The sequence below is a fragment of the Streptomyces roseolilacinus genome, from assembly GCF_014649335.1.
GTDB lineage: Bacteria > Actinomycetota > Actinomycetes > Streptomycetales > Streptomycetaceae > Streptomyces > Streptomyces roseolilacinus.
The window spans coordinates 98636-121412 of sequence record NZ_BMSV01000004.1 but is presented as its reverse complement, the minus strand read 5'-3'; the positions used below and the strand labels follow the sequence as shown (position 1 = coordinate 121412).

The following is a 22777-nucleotide window of genomic DNA, read 5'->3' as shown; positions in this document are numbered from 1 at the left end:
CATGTACGGCCCCGGCCCCGTGCCACCGCAGCGTCGTACGCCGACCCACGTCGTCGTGCTCCGCGTCCTGTTCGCCGTGCTGCCGCTGCTGAGCCTGGGCTTCCTCACGGGGGCGGCGACCCTGCGGCTCGCGGTGGTGACGCGACGGCCCCGCGACTGGGGGCTGTTCGGCGTCTCCGTGATCGTCACGCTCCTCTGCATGATCTTCATCCCGGAGGACACGGACAGCATGCAGGCCAACCTCTCGGTGGGGGGCATCCTGCTGAACGCCGCCCTGTTCACCGGGTACTTCCTGTACGCCGACATCCGCCACCACGACACGCGCGCCGCCCGCCCGGCCGGCTCGCCGTACGCGACGACCTTCCCCCTCGGCTCCGGCTACGGGTACCCGGCCCCGCAGCCCCGGACGCACCCGGGGATACCCCCCGCGGCGATGCCGCAGTACGGGCAGCCGCAGCCGCAGGTCCAGGTCCCGCCGCAGGTCCAGGTCCAGGTCCCGGCCCCGCCGCAGCCCCAGCCCCAGCCGCAGCCCCGGCCGTCGGTCCCGCCGCAGGCCGGCGCGCCCGCGGCCCCCCGCATCGACCAGGTCCGCGCCGAGCTGGACGAGCTCAGCGACCTCCTCCGCAGGGAGGACGGCGGCCGGTGAACGGGCGGGTCATCACCGACCGGTACGAGCTGGCCACGGTCATCGGCCAGGGCGGCATGGGCCAGGTCTGGACGGCGTACGACCGGCGGCTCGACCGCCGCGTCGCCGTCAAGCTGCTGCGCCCCGACCACATGGCCGCCGCCACCGTCGCGGAGGACATGCGCCGCCGCTTCGTCCGCGAGTGCCGGGTCACCGCCCAGGTCGCCCACCCCGGCCTGGTCACCGTGCACGACGCGGGCAGCGACGGCGACGACCTGTACCTCGTCATGCAGTACGTCGAGGGCGCCGACCTCTCCGACCACCTCGCCGAGCACGAGCCGTACCCGTGGCAGTGGGCCGTCGCCGTCGCCGCCCAGATGTGCGCGGTGCTGGCCGCCGTCCACGCGGTGCCGATCGTCCACCGCGACCTGAAGCCGCGCAACGTGATGGTCAAGCCCGACGGCACGATCACCGTCCTCGACCTGGGCGTCGCGTCCGTCCTCGACACCGACACCACGCGCCTCACCCACACCGGCTCGCCCATCGGCAGCCCCGCCTACATGGCGCCCGAGCAGGCCATGGGCGGCGCCGTCGGCCCGTACACCGACCTGTACGCCCTCGGCGTCGTCCTGCACGAACTGCTGAGCGGGAACGTGCCGTTCGCCGGCTCCACCGCCCTCGGCGTCCTCCACCGCCACCTGTACGAGCCCCCGCAGCCCATCAGGCGGCTCCGCCCCGACATCCCCGAGGCGCTGGAGGCCCTGGTGCTGCGGCTCCTCGCCAAGGACCCCCAGCACCGGCCCTCCGGCGCGCAGGAGGTCTACGAGGCGCTCGCCCCGCTGCTCCCGGCGCGCGGCGGCGGGCCGACCGGTCCCATGGACCCCACCCGGCCGTTCACGCGCCCCCTCGCCCCCTGGCCCGAGCGGGCGTCCGCGCCCGCCGCGGCCGTCCGCGTCCCGCCGCCCCCGACCGTCCCGCCGTCCGTGGCGGCGGACACCGGCGCGTCCGCCGCCGGGCGGCCCGGCGTGGCCGCCGCCGTCGACGAGGTGAAGCGGCTCCTCGGCGAGGGCCGCATCACCCAGGCCGTCGACCTGCTCGGCGCGATCCTCCCGGCCGCCGCCGCCGAGCACGGCGAGCACTCGCACGTCGTCCGCGTCCTGCGCAAGCAGTACGCGACGACCCTCATGGACGACGGCCAGTACCGGCGCGCCCTGCCCGAGCTGCGCCGCCTCGCCGCCGACCGGGCCGCCGAGGCGGGACCGGCCGACCCGCAGACCCTCCAGTACCGGCACGACGTGGCGCTCTGCCTGGAGCAGCTGGGCGAGGCGGCGGAGGCGCTCGCCGAGTACCGGGCGATCCTGCCGTACCACGAGAGCGCCCGGCAGCAGCCCGGCGCCGACCCGAGCCGGGCGTTCGGCATCCGGCACCGGATCGGGCACCTGCTGCTGACCATGGGCGACCACTCCGGGGCGTACCAGCAGCTCCAGAACCTGCTGTACGACACGGAGCGCACCTACGGCCCGTACCACCCGCTGGCGGGCGAACTGCGCCGGGCGCTCACCCACCAGCAGCAGATACGCGGCCGCTGACCCGGCGCGCCGGCCGGGCGGTCGGGCGGCCGTCCGGTCAGGCGGCCGTGCCGTAGTACGCGGAGTCCGCCACCGCGCCCAGGGGGCGCAGGCCCGGACCCGGCACCCCGGCCGGGGACACCACCACCGCGCCCGGCGCGGCCAGGGCGGGGACGCCGTCGTGCGGGCCGTCCAGGAGGACCACCCCGTAGCGCCGGTCCGCGACCAGCTCGCGGACCCGCGACTCGTCCAGCCGGCCGCGCACCAGCCGCGACGCGTCCGGACTCCCGCCGCCCAGCGCGAGGTTGCCCCGCACGACCTCCTCCAGGGCGGGCGCGCCGTCCAGCGGGTCGACGAGCGTCAGCCGCGCCTCCACCCCGTGCCGCCGCAGCATCCTGCGCAGCGCCGCCGCGAACAGCCCGTGCCCGGTGCCGACCTCCAGCACCTCCACCACACCGGGGCCCGCGCCGACGTCCGCACGAGGCTCCGCGCCGGAGCCCGTCGCGAGGAGGGGCACCGCCGCCAGCCGGCCGCACACGTCGGACACCGTCCCGCCGATCCCGCCGACCCCCAGCGCCTCCAGCGCCACCAGGTGCCGGTACGCCACGGTGACGTCCCCCCGCGCCCGCTCGTCCGCCGCGCCGGTCACCGCGCGGACCTCGTCGACGAGCCGGTCCACCTGCGTGGGCGTCGGCATCCGGTGCGCGCCGCGCCCGGCGTGGTCGAGCAGCAGCCCGAGCCCGTAGCTCTGCCGGCGCAGGTCGGCCACCTCGTGGTGCAGGGCGTCCAGGTCCTTCTGGAACGCGTGCGTGACGTGCTCCATGCGCTGCTCGATCAGGGAGAGGGCGGGCCGCAGCAGCCGCTTCGTCAGCGGGTTTCTCAGGAGAGAGGGCATGCGGGGCAAGCTACGCCGCACCGGCCCGTTCCCGGGGTACGGCACGGTGGTGCACGGGTGAAGTCTTGGTGGCGTGCGGGCGACGCGCACGCCGGAGGCGCACCCCCGTCCCCACCAGCACCAGCAGTGCCGCCGTCCCGCCCGCGGCCCCGGCCCGCAGCCCCGGCGGGCGGAACGCGCAGCTCACCGACGCCCCACCCGAGACCTCCACGGCGACCAGGCCCAGGTGCTCCCCGGCCGGCCGGCCCCCGCACCGCCACCCGGCGATCCGGGGCGCCGCCAGGACCGCCACCCCGCGGGTGCCCGGCGGGAGCGCGGCGCGCACCGTGTCGCCGTCCACCCGCACGTCCACCGCCGCGGTGGCCCGCAGCCGGGCCACCGCCTCGCTCAGCCGCCCCCGGTCGAGGCAGCCGACGGAGCCCTCGGGCACGGCGCCCCGGCCCCGCCACTCCACGCGCACGCCCGCCGCGCGCTGCGTGCCGAGCGGGGTCATGGCGGCCCGCCGCTTGGGCAGCCCGCCGCGCAGCTCGGCCGGCCGGCCCGTACCGCCGAGGCGCACCGTGCCGGTGAAGTCGGGCGCCCAGGCGAAGACGTCGCTGCCGACCGGGCACGCGCCGTCCGCGGGGAGGTCGTAGACGCGTGACCCGAGCAGCAGCTCCTGGTTGCGGAACGCGGAGGACCCGTACCGGAGTTCCCGCCCCCCGGGGCCGGTCCCCGCGGCCCGCGGCCGCACCGTCACCAGCGGCAGCCGCTCCCCGGTCCGCGTCAGCACCCCCTCCCGCCACCGCGCGCCCACCGCGAACAGGGCGTCGGTCACCGGGTTGTCGAGGCTCTGCAGGCTGCGCCCGTGCGAGGTCCAGCCGCCGCCGAGCGCGGCCAGGGTCCGCGTCCACACCTCCGGCGTGTGGCTGCTGTAGTACGCGGCGCCCTGCCCGCCCACCAGCAGCGGGTCGTTGCCGGTGAGCTGGGGCCGCCCCGGGTCGGTCCGGTGCTCCGGCCAGCCGTCGGCGCCGCGCACGGCCGCCGCCCGCACCTCGTGCGCGCCGCCCCACGCCGGGTAGTCGTCGAGCCGCGCGGGCCGCTCCCGGTCGGCGTACGCCGTGGTGGCCGCGGCCGGCACGACGACGGTGGCCGCCAGCAGCGCGCCCCCCGCGGCCCGGACCACCCGCCGCCCCCGCCCCGCACGGCCCAGCAGCACCACCGCCCCCACGGCGGCGGCCACCCCGCCCGCGAACAGCGCGTACGACGCGCCCGTCACCAGCGCGCTGCCCGCCGCCGCCACCGCCACGGCGGCCAGCACGCCCGCCCCGCCCAGCAGCGCCCGCGGCCCCGGCCAGCCGGCGGCCACCCCCGTCCACGCGGCCATCACCACGACGCCCGCCAGGACGAACGTCTGCCGGTACGGGCTGCCGTTCGGCGTGGCGAACACGTGCCACACCAGGTGCGTCGGCTCCCACTGCGCGGACAGCAGCACCCCCGCCACCAGCCCGCCCCACACCAGCCGCTCCCGCCGGGCCACCCCCCGGTGGAACGGCAGCGCGGCGGCCAGCAGCAGCGCCCCCGCCCCCAGGAACAGCGCCGGCGTGAAGAAGCTGTACGTCGCCGGCAGCACTCGCGCCGCCACGTCCGGCCACGACGCCGCGTCGAAGTGCCGCGTCCACCCCGGGTACGCGTGCCGCGACCCCAGGAACACCGGGACCAGCACGGGTGCGGCGAGCCCCACCCCCAGCAGCACCGTCGCCGCCGCCCGCCCCAGCACCCGCGGCCGCGCCCCGCCCCGCGCGAGCAGCACCAGCGCCGCGCCGAGCGTCGCCATGTACGCGGTGTAGAAGTTGGCCACCCAGCACACGGCGACCACCACGGGCCCCAGCACCGGGCGCCGCCCCTCCCGCACCCACTCGGCCACCAGGCACAGCAGCGGGAAGGCGATCAGCCCGTCCAGCCACATCGGGTTGTACGAGGCCTCCACCACCGCCCAGCCGCACAGCGCGTACGCGGCGCCCAGCACGGCCGCCCCCCACCGGCTGCCCCGCCGCTGCCGCAGCAGCACCAGCGCCATGGAGGCCGCCGCCGCGCCGAGCTTCAGCACCGTCACCACGTACACGGCCAGGTCGATCCGCTCCCGCGGGAACACCCCGACGAGCAGGGCGAACGGGCCGGTCAGATAGGTGCCCAGGTCCGGCAGCAGACTGGTCCCGTACCCCGACCGCCAGTTCAGCAGCAGCCCGCCCCCGGTCCGCCCGTGCAGCAGGTCCCACAGGTGGGCGTGGAACGGCACGAACTGGTTGCCCAGGTCGTTGACGGCGCGCGTGCGCGGCCCGAAGGGGAAGGTCCGGGCGACGGCGTCGCCGGCGCAGACGGCGAACACGGCGAACAGCGCGGCCGCACCGCAGGCGCGCGGAGCGGACGGAGGGGTACGGGACTCGGCCACGTCCCCGAATATGGCACCGGGAAAAGCGAATGCCCGTGCCTCGCGGGCGAGTTCACCGAATGTCCGCCTGCCCGCCACGGAAGGGGTCCGCACCCGACACGCGCGGCCGTTTCCGTGGGCGCCGTGCTGATCTCGATAGTGGTGCCCTGTTTCGAGGAAGAGGAGATCATCCCCCGATTCCACGAGCACGTGACCGCGGAATTGGGCCGCCTCGCGGTGGACTTCGAACTCGTCTACGTCGACGACGGAAGCCGCGACCGCACGCTGGAACTCCTCCAGGAGCGGGCCGCCGCCGACCCCCGCGTCCGGTACGTCTCCTTCAGCCGGAACTTCGGCAAGGAGGCCGCCATGCTCGCCGGGCTCCGCCACGCCGCCGGGGACGCCGTGGTCCTCATGGACGCCGACCTCCAGCACCCGCCGCGGCTCGTCGGCCGCATGCTGGACCTGCACGCCGACGGCCACGACCAGGTCGTCGCCCGCCGCACCCGCGAGGGCGACCGCGTCACGCGCACCCTGCTCGCCCGCGGCTACTACCGGGTGATCAACCGGCTCGTCGACGTGGAGCTCGTCGACGGCGTCGGGGACTTCCGGCTGCTGTCCCGCCGGGCCGTCGACGCGGTGCTGGAACTCACCGAGTACAACCGCTTCTCGAAAGGGATCTTCGCCTGGGTCGGATTCCCCACCGCGACGTTCGAGTACCAGAACGAGACGCGTGAGCAGGGCCGCTCGAAATGGACGTTCCGCAAACTCCTCAACTACGGTCTCGACGGTCTGCTCTCCTTCAACGACAAACCGCTCCGCGCCGCCCTCTACCTGGGATTCCTGCTCGTCTCCACGGCCTTCCTCTACGCGGCGTGGATCGTCGGCGACGCCCTCCTCAACGGGGTGGACACCCCCGGCTACGTCACCCTCCTGGTCGCCGTCACCGCGCTCGCCGGCGTCCAGATGGTGATGGTCGGCCTGATCGGGGAGTATGTGGGCCGTATCTACTACGAGGTGAAGCGGCGCCCGCACTTCCTGGTGAAGGCGTCGAACACCGGCACACCGAGCACGCGACCGTCCCCGGGGGAGTTCAGCCGAAGATGACCGGCGTCAGCGGCCAGATCGTCAGGTTCGCCCTGGTGGGGGTGGTGAACACCGGCACGTACTACGGCTGCTACCTGCTGTTCCTGACGTGCGGCCTGCCCTACGTCGCCGCGCACGTCGCCGCGTTCGTGCTGTCGATGACCGGCTCGTTCTTCCTCACCAGCCGCTTCACCTACCGCACCCGCCCGACCTGGCGGAAGTTCCTGCTGTTCCCCCTCACCAACGCGGCGAACTTCGTGATCACCACCGCCGGCGTCTGGCTGCTGGTCGACGTGGCGGGCCTGTCCAGCCGGTACGCGCCGCTGCTCGCCGCCGCGGCCGCCGTCCCCGTCACGTTCGTCGTCTCCCGGACGATCATGCTGCGGCCCGAGAACCCGAAGGACCGTGACTCGTTGGCAGAAGTGGCTCCGAAGTAGTGGCCTGGGCCACGGCCACTGCCTACCATCGATCACCGCAAGGTCGTTGACACTGACGTACGACCCACGCCGGGAGGCCCCTTTGCACCGCCGCCGTCGCACCGCGCTCTCCGTGTCCGCCGCCCTCCTCGTCGCGGCCCCCCTCCTCACCGCCTGCGGCGGCGACGCCCACCCCGGCGCCGCGGCCGTCGTCGGCGGCAACCGGATCGAGACGGCCGCGCTCCAGGCGCAGGTCCGGGACGTCCGCTCGGCGCAGGAGGCGTCGCCGCAGGCCGAGCAGCTGATCCGCGCCACCGGCGACCTGAGCCGCGAGAAGCTCAACGGGATGATCTTCGACCGGGTGGTGGAGAAGGTCGCCGCCGACGCCGGGATCACGGTCAGCCGCAAGGAACTCCGGCAGACCCGGCGCGACGCCGCCCGCCAGTACGGCGGGGAGGAGCAGCTCGCCGCGATGCTGCTCCAGCAGCAGGGCACCGCACCCGGCGAGATCGACGGGGTCATCCGGCGCAACGTCCTCATGAACAAGATCGCCGAGAAGCACGGGGTGACGAACAGCCCCGAGGGCCAGAAGAAGCTCACCGACCTGTTCGGCGCCGCCTCCCGGGACCTCGGCATCGACGTGAACCCCCGGTACGGCACCTGGGACCACGACCGGATCCAGCTCGGCCGCTACCAGGCCCCCTGGCTGCGCCAGGTCACCGAGGACCCGGGGGCCACCCCGGCGGGGGCGTAGGGGCGGGGCGGTAGGTTCGAGGGGTGAACGCTCAAGCCGCAGACACCCCCGGCACCGGCCGCATCGTCCTCCTCACCACCAGCCACCGGGTGGCCCCCGGTGTGCTGTCCTGGCCGGCGTGGCAGACCCTGCGCGCCGCCGACGCGGTGCTGTGCCCCGACCCGGAGCACCCGCAGCTGCCGTACTTCCGTGAGGCGGGCGTCACCGTCGAGGCCGCCGCCCCCACGGCGCGGGAGCTGGTCGACGCGTGCGCCGGGGACCGCACGGTCGTCGTCCTCGCGACGGGCGAGGGCGACCGGGACCTCACCGACGGGCTGGCCCGCCTCGCCGGTTCCGGCCGCGTCGCCATGCCCGACCTGGAGCTGCTCCCCGGCTCGTACGACCTGCCGGGCGCCCGCCTCCTCGACCTCGTCGAGGTGATGGACCGCATCCGCCGCGAGTGCCCCTGGTCGTCCCGCCAGACCCACCGGGGCCTCGCCAAGTACGCCATCGAGGAGGCGTACGAGCTGGTCGAGGCGATCGAGGACGGCGACCGCGAGGAGCTGCGCGAGGAGCTGGGCGACGTCCTCCTGCAGGTCGTCTTCCACGCCCGGATCGCCGAGGAGGCGCAGGAGGAGCCGTTCTCCCTCGACGACGTGGCGGGCGGCCTGGTCGAGAAGCTCGTCCACCGCCACCCGCACGTCTTCGGCGAGGAGACCGCCGAGACGCCCGAGCAGGTCAAGGAGCACTGGCTGCGCACCAAGGCCGTCGAGAAGCGGCGGACCTCCGTCACGGACGGCATCCCCCTGGGCCAGCCGGGCCTCGCCCTGGCGGCGAAGCTGGCGAGCCGCGTGCGCAACGCCGGCCTGGAGGTCGAGCCGCCGCGGGGCGAGGGGATCGGCTACGCCCTGCTGGAGATGGCGGCCCGGGCGGAGGCGGAGGGCGTGGACCCGGAGGCCGCGCTGCGGGCGGCGGCCCGCGCGTACCGCGACGCGATCCGCGCGGCGGAGGGCCACCCGGCTGGGTAACGTGGCCCTCCGGGCACGGGGCGGGGGAGACGGGGAGGACCGGTGGGCGGGGAGGAGACGCGGGACGCGGACGTCACCACCGTGCTCCGCGCGATACGGACGCACAGGACCCGGGAGCTGCGCGAGCGGCTGGCCGAGCTGGACGAACCGGCCGCGAGGGGCTTCCTCAGGCTGGCGGCCGGGTACTGGGCCGCCGGCGGCCCGGACGGCGACGGCGCGGGGTTCCGCGCCGAGGCCGGGCGGTGGCTGCGCTCGGTCGCCGCGCGCGAGCCCGTGCTGGACCTGCTGCGCGCCTTCACGGCCGGCCCGGCCGCCGCTCCCCCTTCGGCCCTCGTCCGCAACACCGTCACCGGCGGGGCCGCCCGGGACATCGTCCAGGCCGGGTACATCGGCACCCTCCAGTACGGCGCGGTCACGCCCGACCCGGCGCTCTGGCTGGACGCGGCGACGGTGGACCCGCACGCGCTCGGCGCCCCGCACGAGGTGCCGTACGTCCGCCGGGACCGCGACGCGGACCTCGACCCGGAGCGGCGGGACGGCTTCCTGCTGATCACCGGCGCGCCGCTGTCCGGCAAGACGACCACCGCCTGGGCCCACGTACGCCGGCTGCCGCCCGGCACCCGGGTGTGCGTCCCGCCGCCCGGCACGGACCTGCGGACCCTGCCCGAGCGCATCGGCGCCCGGGGCACCGCCTGCGTGGTGTGGCTGGACGACCTGGAGCGGTACCTGGACGGCCTCGACGCGGCCCTGGTGTCCCGCCTCATGGCCATGGACGTCCGGATCGTCGCCACGATGTCCGACGCCGCGTACGACGAGCACCGCTTCGGCTCCCCGGCGACCGCTCGTGTCCTGAGCCGGGCGCGGGTGGTGGAACTGGAGCCGGAGTGGAGCGAGGACGAGCTGGACCGAGCAGAGGAGACCGGTGACGCGCGCCTCCGAGCCTCGGTGGCCTGGTGCAGCGGCGTACGTGTCACCGAGAGTCTCGCGGTGGGCCCCGAGCTGTGGGAGGAGTGGCGCAGGGCGGGACGCCCGACGGGGAACCGGCCCGGTCATCAGCTGGTGCGTGCCGCCCTCGACCTGGCGGGGTGCGGGCTGGACGGGCCACTGCCCCGCGACCTCGTGAGAGCCGTGTACGAGGCGTACGCCCCCGAGTGCGCGGAGGCCTTCGACTCGGCCCTCGCCTGGGCGGTGCGCCGCCGCCACGGAGTGGCCGGTTTGCTGGCGGAGGTGCCCGGCACGGGGCAGCTGGACGTCTACGGCCACCTGGTCGGGAAGAGGCGGGCCGAGGACGGACAGTCGCCGGTCCCGTACGAGACGTGGGACCTGGCGCTCGCGCAGGGGCAGAAGCACGTCGCCGAACTCGCGACCGCGGACTTCCGGAAGCGCGCCGGATCGGGCGACCCCGAAGCCATGCACCGCCTGGCCCGCCTCACCGGCGAGGAGGAGTGGCTGCGCAGGGCCGCCGACGCGGGACACCCGGGCGCCGCCGCCGACCTGGGACGGGCGCTGGCCGAGCGGGGCGAGGCGCGGGAGGCGGAGCCGTACCTGGAGAGGGCGGCCGAGGCGGGCGACGCCGCCGCCGCGACCCTGCTGGGTGGGCTGCTGCGGGACCGGGCGGAGGGGTGGCTGCGCAGGGCGGCGGACGCAGGGGACCTGGACGGGCTGGGTCTGCTGGCCGAGCAGTACTTCGGCGCCGGGCGGGTCGGGGAGGCGTTCGACCTGTGCCTCCGGGCCGCGGAGAAGCGGTACGCGCCGATCGCCGGGCTGTACGGTGCGACGCTGCGGTTCATGGGACCCGAAGAGGCGTCGGATGTCCTGCTGCGCCGCGCCGCCGATGCCGGTGACGAGCGGTGGGGCGACGGCACGCGCCGCACGGGGGCCTACGAAGAGGTGGTCGGCTTCTTCGAAGGTGATGCCCGGCGGGACCACGCGATGGACGCCACTCACCTCGGTGCCGTGCTGGAGGGCCACGGCGACTTGGTCTGGGCCCGCGCCTGGTACCAGAAGGGCTTCGAGCTGGGAGACGCCTACGGGGCCTTCCGGATGGCCCGGCTCCTGGCGAAGGAGGGCGACGAGGAAGAAGCCGCCCTCTGGATGCGCCAAGCCGCCGAAGCCGGTCACCCCGGTGCCGTGCAGGCGCTGAACGGCGGGGCGGATACCGTCGAGGGGTGAACGCCGCCCACGACCCCGCCGCGCCCCCCGAGCTCTTCACCTGGGAGTTCGCCACCGACCCGTACCCGGCGTACGCCTGGCTGCGGGAGCACGCGCCCGTGCACCGGACCCGGTTGCCCAGCGGCGTCGAGGCGTGGCTGGTCACCCGGTACGCCGACGCCCGGCAGGCCCTCGCCGACCAGCGGCTCAGCAAGAACCCCGCGCACCACGACGAACCCGCGCACGCCAAGGGCAAGACGGGCATCCCGGGGGAGCGCAAGGCCGAGCTGATGACGCACCTGCTCAACATCGACCCGCCGGACCACACCCGGCTGCGCCGGCTCGTGTCGAAGGCGTTCACCCCGCGCCGGGTCGCGGAGTTCGCGCCCCGCGTGCAGGAGCTGACGGATCGTCTGATCGACGGTTTCGCTACAAAGGGAGAGGCCGACCTCATCCACGAGTTCGCCTTCCCCCTCCCCATTTACGCCATTTGCGACATGCTCGGCGTGCCCGCCGAGGACCAGGACGACTTCCGGGACTGGGCCGGGCAGATGATCCGGCACGGTGGGGGCCCGCGGGGCGGGGTCGCGCGGGCCGTGAAGCGGATGCGGGCGTACCTCGTCGACCTGATCCACCGGAAGCGGGAGGACCTCGGCGACGACCTGATCTCCGGCCTCATCCGCGCCTCCGACCACGGCGAGCACCTCACCGAGAACGAGGCCGCCGCGATGGCGTTCATCCTCCTGTTCGCGGGCTTCGAGACGACCGTCAACCTCATCGGCAACGGCGTGTACGCCCTGCTCGGCAACCCCGGCGAACGGGCCCGCCTCCAGGCGTCCCTGGCCGCCGGCGAGACGGGGCTGCTCGCCACGGGCGTCGAGGAACTCCTGCGCTACGACGGGCCGGTGGAGCTGGCGACCTGGCGTTTCGCGACGGAGCCGCTCACCGTCGGCGGGCAGCGGATCGAACCCGGCGACCCCGTCCTCGTCGTCCTCGCCGCGGCCGACCGGGACCCGGAGCGGTTCGACGACCCGGACACCCTGGACCTCGGCCGGTCCGACAACCAGCACCTCGGGTACGGGCACGGCATCCACTACTGCCTGGGCGCCCCGCTCGCCCGGCTGGAGGGCCAGACGGCGCTGGCCACGCTCCTGACCCGGCTGCCCGACCTGCGCCTCGCCGCCGATCCGGACGAACTGCGGTGGCGCGGGGGGCTCATCATGCGCGGGCTGCGGACCCTGCCGGTGGAGTTCACCCCCGAAAAAGCTGACGCTACGTCACCTCTGTGATGTTCGCGTAATCTCCCCTGCACCGACTTGTGACTGGCGTTCGAATGCCGCTACGTTCACCGTCACCTCAGCAGTCACGCGAAAGGTCCAACGCATGCGCTCCGGGAACGGACGACACCGTCGACCCCGTCAAGCTCCGGCCCTCGTCGTCGCCGCGGGGGTGACCGGATCAGCGATCGCCCTGCCGCTGCTCGGCGCGGGCACCGCCTCCGCCGCCGACGCCACCACCTGGGACCGGGTCGCCGAATGCGAGACCGGCGGCATGTGGAGCGCCGACCTCGGCAACGGCTACTACGGCGGCCTCCAGCTCTCGCAGGAGACCTGGCAGGCCCACGGCGGCACGGCGTACGCGCCGCGCGCCGACCTCGCCAGCCGCTCCCAGCAGATCGCCGTCGCGGAGAAGGTCTTCGCCGCGCAGGGCGCCGCCGCGTGGGAGACCTGCGCGCCCATCGCGGGCCTGACCGACGGCGGCGACTCCGCCCCGGCGGAGGCGACCCCGGAGGTCCTGCCGGAGCCGAGCGCGAGCACCGGCACGGACACCGAGGCGCCGGCGAAGGAGCCCGCCGCGCAGGACGGGACCGCCACCGGCGCCGAGGGCACCGCGGACCCCGGTACGACCCCGGAGGGCACGGAGACCACCGCCCCCGCCACCCCGGACGCGTCGGCCACGCCGACCGCGCCGTCCGCCGATCCCGCGGCCCCCGAGGACGCGCCCGCGACCGACGGCGGCACGGACGCCCCCGCGCCCGGCACGGGCAAGCACCGCGGCGAGCCGGCCAAGGAGGAGGCCGGGACCGCCCCGACCGCTCCGGGCGCCACCGACGAGACCATCGAATCCGGCAATGCGGTCACCGGACGCGAAACCGACAGGAACACCTCGCGCGGTGACGGAGCGGTACGTACGCCGGAGGGCCTCGCCGCGGACGGCACGTACACCGTCCGGCCCGGCGACAACCTGTCGGCCATCGCGCAGGCCCACGAGGTGCCCGGCGGCTGGACGGCGCTCTACGACGCGAACCGCGAGACCGTGGGTACCGACCCCGACCTGATCCTCCCTGGCCAGAGCCTCGACCTGGGCGCGAACGAGGGGTAGTTACGGGCTGAATGTCCGTTTCTTTGAAGTGAGACAAGAGTCTCTTTGCCCCAACTCGCGCCCCCGCGCCGCCCGGTCCGTCCGTTTCCGCCCCTACCTGCGCAAACGCCCGTAAGAGGCAGGCGTGTAGGGGCGGATTGACCCGGATGTCCCCCTTTGAACTCGGGGCGGGTCTGTGCGTACCGTCGTCATCGCTCGCCACCGCGGGCCCCGTCCGACCGGTAACGCCGAATCCTGCCGCCGGACGACGGGAACAGTCGACGCTTCGAGCGCCGTGGGCAGGAGCGGGGGACCCAAGGTAAGTGCCGGACCCGGTCGTTGCGAGACGACCGGAACCGGCTCGGGGTGAAGCCGCGCGCCCAGCGCGCGGCCGGGCACTCACCAGGCCCGAACCCGACAGCTCACCTCGCAGGCGTCGGTGAGGAGATCCACCATGCTGAATTCCGGCAAGGGAAAGCACCGTCGCCCGTCCAAGGCCGTCCGTCTCGCCGCGTTCGCCGGCATCACCGGTGTGGCCGTCGCCGCCCCGCTGATGGGCGCCACGTCCGCCAACGCCGCGACCGCCGCCGAGTGGGACCGCGTCGCGCAGTGCGAGTCCGGCGGCGACTGGTCCATCAACACCGGTAACGGCTACTACGGCGGCCTGCAGTTCTCGGCCTCCACCTGGGCCGCGTACGGCGGCACGAAGTACGCCTCCACCGCCGACCAGGCCGGCAAGGCCCAGCAGATAGAGATCGCCGAGAAGGTCCTCGCGGGCCAGGGCAAGGGCGCCTGGCCGGTCTGCGGCGTCGGCCTGTCCGGCACGCCGTACGGCGGCGGCGCCGCCGAGCGCGCCACCGAGCAGCCCACCACGCGCAGCGAGCCGCGCACCGCCCCCGAGGCGGCCCAGCCCAAGGCGGCGGCCCCCAAGGCCGAGACCGGGACCGTCACCACCCCGACCGGCGGGAAGGTCGAGAAGGGCGACGGCGAGTACGAGGTCAAGGCCGGCGACACCCTCGGCTCCATCGCCGCGGCCAAGGACGTCCAGGGCGGCTGGAAGAAGCTGTTCGACCTGAACAAGGACATCGTCGACGACGCCGACCTCATCTACCCGGGCCAGCAGCTCCACCTGAGCTGACCCGGCGGCAGGCCGGCCGGGCCCGCCCGGCCGGCCCCCTCCCGAGCCGGCCCCGGCCCGCCGCGCGCCCCCGTACGCGGCGGGCCGGGGCCTTCCCCATCCCGGACAAAACGGTCCAGGACGGATGAGAACAGAGGCGCTCAAGGCGATTACCGACCAGTAGGGACGGTGGTCGTTCGTCCCGGAACGCACTGCCTTGTGCCCTTTTTCGTCCCAGCGGGCGGGCGGTCGCGGGCACCGGCCCCCGGGGCGGTTAGGCTCTTGCCGCAAGGCCAAAGATCCTGCACTCCATGCGTCACATCCCAGAAGGAGATGCTCGTGCCGTCCATCGACGTCGTCGTAGCCCGGGAAATCCTGGACTCCCGAGGCAACCCCACGGTCGAGGTCGAGGTCGGCCTCGACGACGGCAGCACCGGCCGTGCTGCCGTCCCGTCCGGTGCCTCCACCGGTGCGTTCGAGGCCCTCGAGCTCCGCGACGGTGACAAGGACCGCTACCTCGGCAAGGGTGTCGAGAAGGCCGTGCTCGCCGTCATCGAGCAGATCGGCCCGGAGCTCGTCGGCTACGACGCCACCGAGCAGCGGCTGATCGACCAGGCGATGTTCGACCTGGACGCCACCCCGGACAAGTCCTCCCTCGGCGCCAACGCCATCCTCGGCGTCTCCCTCGCCGTGGCGCACGCCGCCTCCGAGGCGTCCGACCTGCCGCTCTTCCGCTACCTGGGCGGCCCGAACGCGCACCTGCTGCCGGTGCCGATGATGAACATCCTGAACGGCGGCTCGCACGCCGACTCCAACGTGGACATCCAGGAGTTCATGATCGCCCCGATCGGCGCGGAGTCCTTCTCCGAGGCCCTGCGCTGGGGCACCGAGGTCTACCACACCCTGAAGAAGGTCCTGAAGGACAAGGGCCTGTCCACCGGCCTGGGCGACGAGGGCGGCTTCGCCCCGAACCTGGAGTCCAACCGCGCCGCCCTCGACCTCATCCTCGAGGCGATCAAGCAGGCCGGCTACACCCCGGGCCGGGACATCGCGCTCGCCCTGGACGTCGCCGCGTCCGAGTTCTACAAGGACGGCGCCTACGCGTTCGAGGGCAAGTCCCGCACGGCCGCCGAGATGACCGAGTACTACGAGGAGCTCGTCGCCTCGTACCCGCTCGTCTCCATCGAGGACCCGCTGTTCGAGGACGACTGGGACGGCTGGAAGACCATCACCGAGAAGCTCGGCACGAAGGTCCAGCTCGTCGGCGACGACCTGTTCGTCACCAACCCCGAGCGCCTGGCCCGCGGCATCGAGGAGGGCGCCGCCAACGCCCTGCTCGTCAAGGTCAACCAGATCGGCTCCCTCACGGAGACCCTGGACGCCGTCGAGCTGGCCCAGCGCAACGGCTTCAAGTGCATGATGTCCCACCGCTCCGGCGAGACCGAGGACGTCACCATCGCCGACCTGGCCGTCGCCACCAACTGCGGCCAGATCAAGACCGGTGCCCCGGCCCGCTCCGAGCGCGTCGCCAAGTACAACCAGCTGCTGCGCATCGAGGAGATCCTCGACGACGCCGCCGTGTACGCCGGCCGCAGCGCGTTCCCGCGGTTCCGCCCCGCGAACGACTGAACGAGCGGGGAGCGGCGTCTCGTCGCCCCCCGGTTGCGTACGTCCCCGGCCACGGTCCCGTACCGTGTCCGGGGACGTCGTACGTGAGGAGGGGCGAGCCGATGGGCCAGGACCGGGACCGGTTCTCGACCGCGACGAGGCTGCGGCTGCTCGGCGAGCAGACCGCCGCCCGCGTCTACCGCTCCCAGAGCCGCCGCCAGGCGCGCCGCTCCCGGCTCACCGGCCGGGCCGCCTTCCTCGCCCTCGTCGTCTGCACCATGGTCGTCGCCCTCGCCTACCCGATGCGCCAGTACGTGTCGCAGCGCAGCGAGATCGCCGAGCAGGAGCGCCTGGCCGAGGAGGCCGCCGCCCGCGTCGAACGGCTCCGCGACGAGAAGGCCCGCCTCCAGGACGACGCCTACGTCAAGCGGCTCGCCCGCCAGCACCTCCACTACGTGATGCCCGGCGAGACCGCCTTCACCATGAACGACCCCGAGGCGGCGCGCCGGCACCGCACCGACCAGGGCGGCATCGGCCGGCCCTGGTACTCCAACGTCTGGGACGGCGTGGACCGCGCCGACCAGCAGGACCGATAGCCACCGGCGCAGCCGTGGCCCCACCAGGACCGAGCAGGATCAAGGCAGGCATGGAAACGCCCCCTCCGCAGACCGACCGCACCGAGCCGACCGAGGCCGACGTCGCGGCCTTCAAGGAACAGCTCGGCCGCCCGCCGCGCGGCCTGCGGGCCATCGCGCACCGCTGCCCGTGCGGCGAGCCCGACGTCGTCGAGACCGCGCCCCGGCTCCCCGACGGCACGCCGTTCCCGACGACGTACTACCTCACGTGCCCCCGCGCGAACTCCGCGATCGGCACGCTGGAGGCGAACGGCGTCATGAAGGAGATGACCGAGCGCCTCGGCGAGGACCCCGAGCTGGCCGCCGCCTACCGGGCCGCGCACGAGGACTACATCGCCCGCCGCGACGCCATCGAGGTCCTGACCGGCTTCCCCAGCGCCGGCGGCATGCCGGACCGCGTGAAGTGCCTGCACGTCCTGGTCGCCCACTCCCTGGTCGCCGGTCCGGGCGTGAACCCGCTGGGCGACGAGGCGCTGGCGATGCTCCCGGAGTGGTGGGCGAAGGGCCCCTGCGTGAGCGTCGAGCGCGACGGCGGGGCCGGGGCGGAGGACGTCCGATGACCCGGGTGGCGGCCATCGACTGCGGTACGAACTCCATCCGCCTCCTCGTGGCGGACGCCGACCCCGACGCGGGCACCCTCGTCGACCTGGACCGGCGGATGACCATCGTCCGCCTCGGCCAGGGCGTGGACCGCACGGGCCGGCTGGCCCCGGAGGCGCTGGAGCGGACGTTCGCGGCGTGCCGCGAGTACGCCGCCGTCATCGAGGAGCGGGGCGCCGAGAGGGTCCGCTTCGTGGCGACCTCCGCGTCCCGCGACGCCGAGAACCGCGAGGACTTCGTGCGGGGCGTCCTGGACATCCTGGGCGTCGAGCCGGAGGTCATCACCGGTGACCAGGAAGCCGAGTTCTCCTTCACCGGGGCGACCCGCGAACTGGAGGGCACCGACCGGTACCTGGTGGTGGACATCGGCGGCGGCTCCACCGAGTTCGTCGTCGGCGCCGGACACGTCGAGGCGGCCCGGTCGGTGGACGTCGGCTGCGTGCGCCTGACGGAGCGCCACGTCCGCCACGACCCGCCCGGCGAGGACGAGGTGGCCGCGATCCGCGCCGACGTGCGCGCCGCGCTCGCCCTGGCCGAGGAGACCGTCCCGATCCGCGGGGCGCACACCCTCGTCGGCCTCGCCGGCTCCGTCACCACGGTCGCCGCGATCGCCCTGGGCCTGGAGGAGTACGACTCGGCGGCGATCCACCGCTCCCGCATCCCCTACGGGCAGGTCGCCGAGGTCACCGCCCGGCTGCTGGCGATGACCCACGACGAGCGCGCCGCGATCCCCGTCATGCACCCGGGCCGGGTCGACGTCATCGTCTCCGGCGCCCTGGTCCTGCGCGAGATCATGGAGCACGTCGGCGCCTCCGAGGTCGTGGTGAGCGAACACGACATCCTCGACGGGATCGCCTGGTCCCTGGTGTGACGGAGGCGGTCCCAGGGGGCCGGCCGACGGGTCGTCGGAAAAAGGTCGTGAAGTTCTTCACAAGGAAAAGAGCCCTGATGAGGGTCTCTGACGGGGGTGTGACCCTTACAGAGCCCCGTCAGGGCTCTGCTCCGTCCCGGCTTTCGTAACCGCAGAAGCGTTTCGGCCATGTGAAGCAAGGCGGTGGTCCACCGTTACGGAAGGCTCTCCGGTCCAGTTCACGAGGGGTGAGGGAGCACTGAACAACGTCCCCCGCCGCACCCTGGTTCCCGGCCCGCACCATGACCTGGGTCACGTGAGCGGCGCAGTGTAACAGAGCCCCCCTCGAACCTTGTGAAGGGGCGCACGAGCGACCCCCCTCCGAGGGGTGGATACTCGATGGCATGAGCACCACGGAGCGTCCCAGGATCCTCGTAGTAGGCGGTGGGTACGTAGGCCTGTACGCAGCTCGTCGCATTCTGAAGAAGATGCGCTACGGCGAGGCGACCGTCACGGTCGTCGACCCGCGCTCGTACATGACGTACCAGCCCTTCCTCCCCGAAGCCGCCGCCGGCAGCATCTCGCCGCGGCACGTCGTCGTACCGCTGCGACGCGTGCTGCCCAAGGCCGAGGTCCTGACCGGCCGGGTCACCACCATCGACCAGGACCGCAAGGTCGCCACGATCGCGCCGCTCGTCGGCGAGGCGTACGAGCTGCCGTTCGACTACCTGGTCATCGCGCTCGGCGCGGTCTCCCGCACCTTCCCGATCCCCGGCCTCGCCGAGCAGGGCATCGGCATGAAGGGCATCGAGGAGGCCATCGGCCTGCGCAACCACGTGCTCGAGCAGCTGGACAAGGCCGACTCGACCACCGACGAGGAGGTCCGCCGCAAGGCCCTGACCTTCGTCTTCGTCGGCGGTGGCTTCGCCGGTGCCGAGACGATCGGCGAGGTCGAGGACATGGCCCGCGACGCCGCCAAGTACTACAAGAACGTGTCCCGCGAGGACATGCGCTTCATCCTGGTCGACGCCGCCGACAAGATCCTCCCCGAGGTCGGTCCGAAGCTCGGCGCGTACGGCAAGGAGCACCTCGAGGGCCGCGGCGTCGAGGTCTACCTGAGCACCTCCATGGACTCCTGCGTCGACGGCCACGTGGTGCTGAAGAACGGCCTCGAGGTCGACTCCAACACGATCGTGTGGACCGCCGGCGTGAAGCCGAACCCGGCGCTGGCCCGCTTCGGCCTGCCGCTCGGCCCCCGCGGCCACGTCGACTGCCAGCCGACCCTCCAGGTGTCGGGCACGGACTACATCTGGGCCGCGGGCGACAACGCCCAGGTCCCGGACCTCGTGGGCCGCAAGGCCGGCAACGAGAACGCCTGGTGCCCGCCCAACGCCCAGCACGCGCTGCGCCAGGCCAAGGTCCTCGGCGACAACGTCCTCTCCGGCATGCGGGGCTTCCCGCAGAAGGAGTACAGCCACGCCAACAAGGGCGCGGTCGCGGGTCTCGGCCTGCACAAGGGCGTCGCGATGATCGTCATGGGCAAGATGAAGATCAAGCTCAAGGGCCGTCTCGCCTGGTACATGCACCGCGGCTACCACGGCATGGCCATGCCGACCTGGAACCGGAAGATCCGCGTCTTCGCGGACTGGACGCTCGCGATGTTCCTCAAGCGCGAGGTCGTCTCGCTCGGCGCCATCGAGTCGCCGCGCGAGGAGTTCTACGAGGCGGCCAAGCCGGCCCCGGCGCCCGCCGCCCAGCAGGAGAAGGCCAAGGCCTCCTGACGCCGGCCGGGTCGACCCGGCTCCGACGACCGGACCTCCGGCCGTCCCCGCGCAGTCCCGACGAGGGGCCGCCCGCCATCCGTGGTGCGGGCGGCCCCTCGTCGCGTCGTACCGGGGAGCGCGCCGGGGGCGCCCGGTGCGGGGCGGAGCGCCGCCGTCGCGTCGGTCTCCGGCCACCCGGCGTGCCCGGGGGACTGCTCTCCGCGGCCCCCGGTGCTCACGTGGTGCCGAGCACTCCCGGGATCGACGTCACGGAGGTGTGCACCATGTCCGACGCCGCTTCGCGGCCGGCCGCACTCGCCGAGGACCTGTGGGGCGTCCCGCTCCCGGTGCGGATCCGCGCCTGGGACGGCAGCGGGGCCGGCCCGCCCGGCCCCGGCGCCCCCGTGCTGGTCATCCGGGACCGCAGGGCGCTGCGCCGCCTGGCGCGGTGGCCGGGGGAGCTGGGCCTCGCCCGCGGCTGGGTCGCCGGGGAAGTGGACGTGGAGGGCGACCTGTACGGGGTGCTCGACCGCCTCGCCGGCCTCCTGTGGGAGCGCGGCACCGGCGGCGGCGCCCCCGGGAGCCGCCGGGCGCGGGCCGCCCGCGCCCTGCGCACCGCCCGTGACCCGCGCGTCCGCGCCGCCGCCCGCGACCTGCTGCGGCTCGCCGGGCCCTGGCCGCCGGCCCCGCCCGCCGAGGAGGTCGGGCGCCGCAGCGGCCCCCTCCACACCCGGCTCCGCGACCGCGCGGCGGTCAGCCACCACCACGACGTGGGCAATGACTTCCACGAGCCGGTCCTCGGCCCGTCCACGGTCTACTCGTGCGCCTACCGGAGCGAGGGCGCCACCCTGGAGGACGCCCAGCGCGACAAGGTGGAGCTGGTCTGCCGCAAACCGGCCGTCAGGGAGGGCGACCGGCTCCTCGACGTGGGCTGCGGCCGGGGCTCCACGGCGCTGCACGCCGCCCGCCACCACGGCGCCGCCGTCGTCGGCGTCACGCTCAGCTCCGAGCAGGCCGCGTACGCCCGCAAGCGCGTCGCCGACGAGGGGCTCACCGGCCGCGTCGAGATCCGCGTCCAGGACTACCGGGACGTCCACGACGGGCCGTACGACGCGATCTCCTCCGTCGGCATGGCCGAGCACGTCGGCGCCGTCCGCTACCGCGAGTACGCCGACGTCCTGCACGGCCTGCTCAAGCCCGGCGGCAGGCTCCTCGACCACCGGATCGCCCGCCGCCCCGAACCCCGCGAGGAGGCGTACCGCATCGACCCGTTCATCGACGCCTGTGTCTTCCCCGACGGGGAGCCGGCCCCGATCGGCCGCACCACCGCCGCCCTGGAGGAGGCCGGCTTCGAGGTGCGGGACGTCGAGGCGATCCGCGAGCACCACGCGCTCACCCCGCGCCGGTGGGTCGCCAACCTGGAGGAGCGCCGGGACGAGGCCGTACGCCTCATCTCCCCGGGCCGGGCCCGCGTCTGGCGCCTCTACACGGCCGCGTCCGCGCTCGCCTTCGAGCGCAACCGGATCGGCGTCGACCAGGTCCTCGCGGTGCGGACACCCGAGGGCGGCGCCTCGGGGATGCCGCTGCGCAGCCGCATCTGGAGCGGCGCCGACGGCAGTTGATACGTTCCCCCCTTCCGACCGCGCCGGGGCGGGGTCCGTCCGTGAGGGACGGGCCTCGCCCCGGCCACGAGGGCAAGAGGGGGATCTCCTTCCGTGCGTCGCCGCACCACCTGGCTGCTCGGCCTGCCGACCGCCGCCGCTCTGACCGCCGGGGCCACCGCCGTCCCGGCCGCCGCCGAGCCGGAGGCCGTACCCGTCACCACGACCGCCACCTTCAACGACCCGGCCGGCGACACCGCCGCCCAGAGCCGCATCCGTGACCACGTCACCGACCTGATCGGCCGCGCCCCGGCCGGCTCCACCATCAGCGTCGCGATGTACACCTTCACCGAGGACACCGTCGCCGACGCCCTCGCCGCCGCCCACGCCCGCGGCGTCCGCGTCCGCGTGATCCTCGACCACACCTCGGTCACCATGGCCGGCGGCGAGTACGGTCGCCTCGCCGACGCGCTCGGCACCGACCGCACCCGGCCGTCCTGGGTCCACGCCTGCCCCGCCGGGCGCGGCTGCATCGGCTCCCGCACGCTGCCGGGCGACGCCGACGGGGCCATCAACCACAACAAGTTCCTGCTGTTCTCCTCCACCGGGGGCGCCGACAAGGTCGTCGTGCAGACCTCCGCGAACCTGACGAACACCCAGCGCACCGACCTGTTCAACAACGCCGTGACGCTCGTCGACGCCGGCCTGTACGACGTCTACCAGGCCTACTTCGCCGACCTCCTGGCCCACGGCACGTCCGGGGGGACCGACCACTACTACCGCACGCCCACCAGCGCCACCGGCCCGTACAAGGCGTACTTCTTCCCGCGGAAGGAGTCGTTCGCGAAGGCGCCCGACGACGACGCCTCCACGGACACCGTGAAGCTGGTCCTCGACAACGTCGGCTGCGCCGGCGGCGCCACGCAGGTCCGGGTGGCCGCCAACCTCTTCACCCGCGACGAGGTCGCCGCCAAGCTCGTCGAACTCCACCGGGCCGGCTGCGCCGTGCACCTCGCCCGCGACGGGGGGCCCGGCTCGACGGGCTCGGCGGTGGCGGGCGTCCTGGCGGGCCGGCTCACCGCGCAGGCCGCCTGCGACGAGCCGCGCGCCGGCGGCGCACCGGTCCGGCTGCACTCCAAGTACCTGCTCGTCGAGGGCACGTACAACGGCCAGGCCGGCCGGAGGATCGTCTTCACGGGCAGCCACAACTACACCTACCCCGCGCTGCGGGCCAACGACGAGACGCTGCTGAAGATCGACGACGCGGCGCTGTACGACCGGTTCAAGGCCGACCACCAGCACCTGATGCGCTACTGCGCGGACGCCTGAC

19 protein-coding genes and 1 riboswitch are annotated in these 22777 nt (G+C 74.3%); of the genes, 17 read left to right on the top strand and 2 right to left on the bottom strand.

What is annotated here, in order from left to right; all coding sequences use genetic code 11:
* Position 1: 1 nt before the first annotated feature.
* Both IE106_RS10810 and IE106_RS10805 read left to right on the top strand, forming a co-directional pair.
* Positions 2-646, top strand: coding sequence for a hypothetical protein (locus IE106_RS10810; protein WP_189532445.1), 645 nt, complete (start codon positions 2-4; stop codon positions 644-646).
* A complete protein-coding gene (locus IE106_RS10805) occupies positions 643-2214 on the top strand; it encodes a serine/threonine-protein kinase (RefSeq protein ID WP_189532443.1) in 1572 nt (523 codons plus the stop codon). The genes IE106_RS10810 and IE106_RS10805 overlap by 4 nt, the downstream gene beginning before the upstream one ends.
* A 37-nt stretch (positions 2215-2251) precedes the next feature.
* Here IE106_RS10805 and IE106_RS10800 read toward each other — a convergent pair whose 3' ends face one another.
* Both IE106_RS10800 and IE106_RS10795 read right to left on the bottom strand, forming a co-directional pair.
* Positions 2252-3088: a class I SAM-dependent methyltransferase gene (locus IE106_RS10800; protein ID WP_189532441.1), complete on the bottom strand. Its 837-nt coding sequence runs from the start codon at positions 3086-3088 to the stop codon at positions 2252-2254.
* Between the two features lie 10 nt (positions 3089-3098).
* Positions 3099-5519, bottom strand: a complete 2421-nt coding sequence (locus IE106_RS10795) for a YfhO family protein (RefSeq protein ID WP_189532439.1) — start codon at positions 5517-5519, stop codon at positions 3099-3101.
* A gap of 123 nt (positions 5520-5642) precedes the next feature.
* Here IE106_RS10795 and IE106_RS10790 point away from each other — a divergent pair, with 123 nt between their 5' ends.
* The 15 genes from IE106_RS10790 (at position 5643) to IE106_RS10720 (ending at position 22776) form a co-directional block, all read left to right on the top strand.
* Complete coding sequence (locus IE106_RS10790; protein ID WP_189532437.1) at positions 5643-6605, top strand: glycosyltransferase family 2 protein; 963 nt, start codon at positions 5643-5645, stop codon at positions 6603-6605.
* On the top strand, positions 6602-7021 hold the full coding sequence (locus tag IE106_RS10785) for a GtrA family protein (RefSeq protein WP_189532435.1): 420 nt from the start codon (positions 6602-6604) through the stop codon (positions 7019-7021). The genes IE106_RS10790 and IE106_RS10785 overlap by 4 nt, the downstream gene beginning before the upstream one ends.
* 82 nt (positions 7022-7103) lie before the next feature.
* Positions 7104-7754: a SurA N-terminal domain-containing protein gene (locus IE106_RS10780; protein ID WP_189532433.1), complete on the top strand. Its 651-nt coding sequence runs from the start codon at positions 7104-7106 to the stop codon at positions 7752-7754.
* 23 nt (positions 7755-7777) lie between these two features.
* Positions 7778-8761, top strand: a complete 984-nt coding sequence (locus tag IE106_RS10775; RefSeq protein WP_189532431.1) for a nucleoside triphosphate pyrophosphohydrolase — start codon at positions 7778-7780, stop codon at positions 8759-8761.
* Positions 8762-8803: 42 nt separating this feature from the next.
* Positions 8804-10933 (top strand): SEL1-like repeat protein, encoded by a 2130-nt coding sequence (locus IE106_RS10770; protein WP_189532429.1) that lies wholly within the window; start codon positions 8804-8806, stop codon positions 10931-10933.
* Positions 10930-12201: a cytochrome P450 family protein gene (locus IE106_RS10765; protein WP_189532427.1), complete on the top strand. Its 1272-nt coding sequence runs from the start codon at positions 10930-10932 to the stop codon at positions 12199-12201. The genes IE106_RS10770 and IE106_RS10765 overlap by 4 nt, the downstream gene beginning before the upstream one ends.
* A gap of 94 nt (positions 12202-12295) precedes the next feature.
* Positions 12296-13294 (top strand): LysM peptidoglycan-binding domain-containing protein, encoded by a 999-nt coding sequence (locus IE106_RS10760; RefSeq protein ID WP_189532425.1) that lies wholly within the window; start codon positions 12296-12298, stop codon positions 13292-13294.
* A 260-nt stretch (positions 13295-13554) separates the two neighbouring features.
* Positions 13555-13724: riboswitch (cyclic di-AMP (ydaO/yuaA leader) on the top strand.
* Positions 13725-13727: 3 nt separating this feature from the next.
* The gene (locus IE106_RS10755) at positions 13728-14411 is read left to right on the top strand and encodes a LysM peptidoglycan-binding domain-containing protein (protein WP_189532423.1); all 684 of its coding nucleotides are present in this window, start codon (positions 13728-13730) and stop codon (positions 14409-14411) included.
* A 318-nt stretch (positions 14412-14729) separates the two neighbouring features.
* Positions 14730-16019 (top strand): phosphopyruvate hydratase, encoded by a 1290-nt coding sequence (gene eno / locus IE106_RS10750; RefSeq protein WP_444545528.1) that lies wholly within the window; start codon positions 14730-14732, stop codon positions 16017-16019.
* A gap of 101 nt (positions 16020-16120) precedes the next feature.
* Entirely contained in the window at positions 16121-16594 is a 474-nt protein-coding gene (locus tag IE106_RS10745) for an FtsB family cell division protein (RefSeq protein ID WP_189532419.1), read from the top strand.
* Positions 16595-16644: 50 nt separating this feature from the next.
* Positions 16645-17193 (top strand): DUF501 domain-containing protein, encoded by a 549-nt coding sequence (locus tag IE106_RS10740; protein WP_189532417.1) that lies wholly within the window; start codon positions 16645-16647, stop codon positions 17191-17193.
* Positions 17190-18104 (top strand): Ppx/GppA phosphatase family protein, encoded by a 915-nt coding sequence (locus IE106_RS10735; protein WP_189532415.1) that lies wholly within the window; start codon positions 17190-17192, stop codon positions 18102-18104. The genes IE106_RS10740 and IE106_RS10735 overlap by 4 nt, the downstream gene beginning before the upstream one ends.
* Positions 18105-18487: 383 nt before the next feature.
* On the top strand, positions 18488-19864 hold the full coding sequence (locus tag IE106_RS10730) for an NAD(P)/FAD-dependent oxidoreductase (RefSeq protein WP_189532414.1): 1377 nt from the start codon (positions 18488-18490) through the stop codon (positions 19862-19864).
* A gap of 266 nt (positions 19865-20130) precedes the next feature.
* Complete coding sequence (locus IE106_RS10725) at positions 20131-21468, top strand: SAM-dependent methyltransferase (protein ID WP_189532413.1); 1338 nt, start codon at positions 20131-20133, stop codon at positions 21466-21468.
* A 93-nt stretch (positions 21469-21561) separates the two neighbouring features.
* Positions 21562-22776, top strand: a complete 1215-nt coding sequence (locus IE106_RS10720; RefSeq protein WP_268255288.1) for a phospholipase D-like domain-containing protein — start codon at positions 21562-21564, stop codon at positions 22774-22776.
* The last annotated feature ends 1 nt before the right edge of the window (position 22777 follow it).

Bases quoted from the DNA above. Each gene is read 5' to 3' on its own strand.
- IE106_RS10725 (WP_189532413.1), top strand. From the start codon at position 20,131: ATGTCCGACGCCGCTTCGCGGCCGGCCGCACTCGCCGAGGACCTGTGG.
- IE106_RS10760 (WP_189532425.1), top strand. From the start codon at position 12,296: ATGCGCTCCGGGAACGGACGACACCGTCGACCCCGTCAAGCTCCGGCC.
- IE106_RS10800 (WP_189532441.1), bottom strand. From the start codon at position 3,088: ATGCCCTCTCTCCTGAGAAACCCGCTGACGAAGCGGCTGCTGCGGCCC.
- IE106_RS10785 (WP_189532435.1), top strand. From the start codon at position 6,602: ATGACCGGCGTCAGCGGCCAGATCGTCAGGTTCGCCCTGGTGGGGGTG.
- IE106_RS10735 (WP_189532415.1), top strand. From the start codon at position 17,190: ATGACCCGGGTGGCGGCCATCGACTGCGGTACGAACTCCATCCGCCTC.
- IE106_RS10740 (WP_189532417.1), top strand. From the start codon at position 16,645: ATGGAAACGCCCCCTCCGCAGACCGACCGCACCGAGCCGACCGAGGCC.
- IE106_RS10730 (WP_189532414.1), top strand. From the start codon at position 18,488: ATGAGCACCACGGAGCGTCCCAGGATCCTCGTAGTAGGCGGTGGGTAC.
- IE106_RS10810 (WP_189532445.1), top strand. From the start codon at position 2: ATGTACGGCCCCGGCCCCGTGCCACCGCAGCGTCGTACGCCGACCCAC.
- IE106_RS10755 (WP_189532423.1), top strand. From the start codon at position 13,728: ATGCTGAATTCCGGCAAGGGAAAGCACCGTCGCCCGTCCAAGGCCGTC.
- IE106_RS10745 (WP_189532419.1), top strand. From the start codon at position 16,121: ATGGGCCAGGACCGGGACCGGTTCTCGACCGCGACGAGGCTGCGGCTG.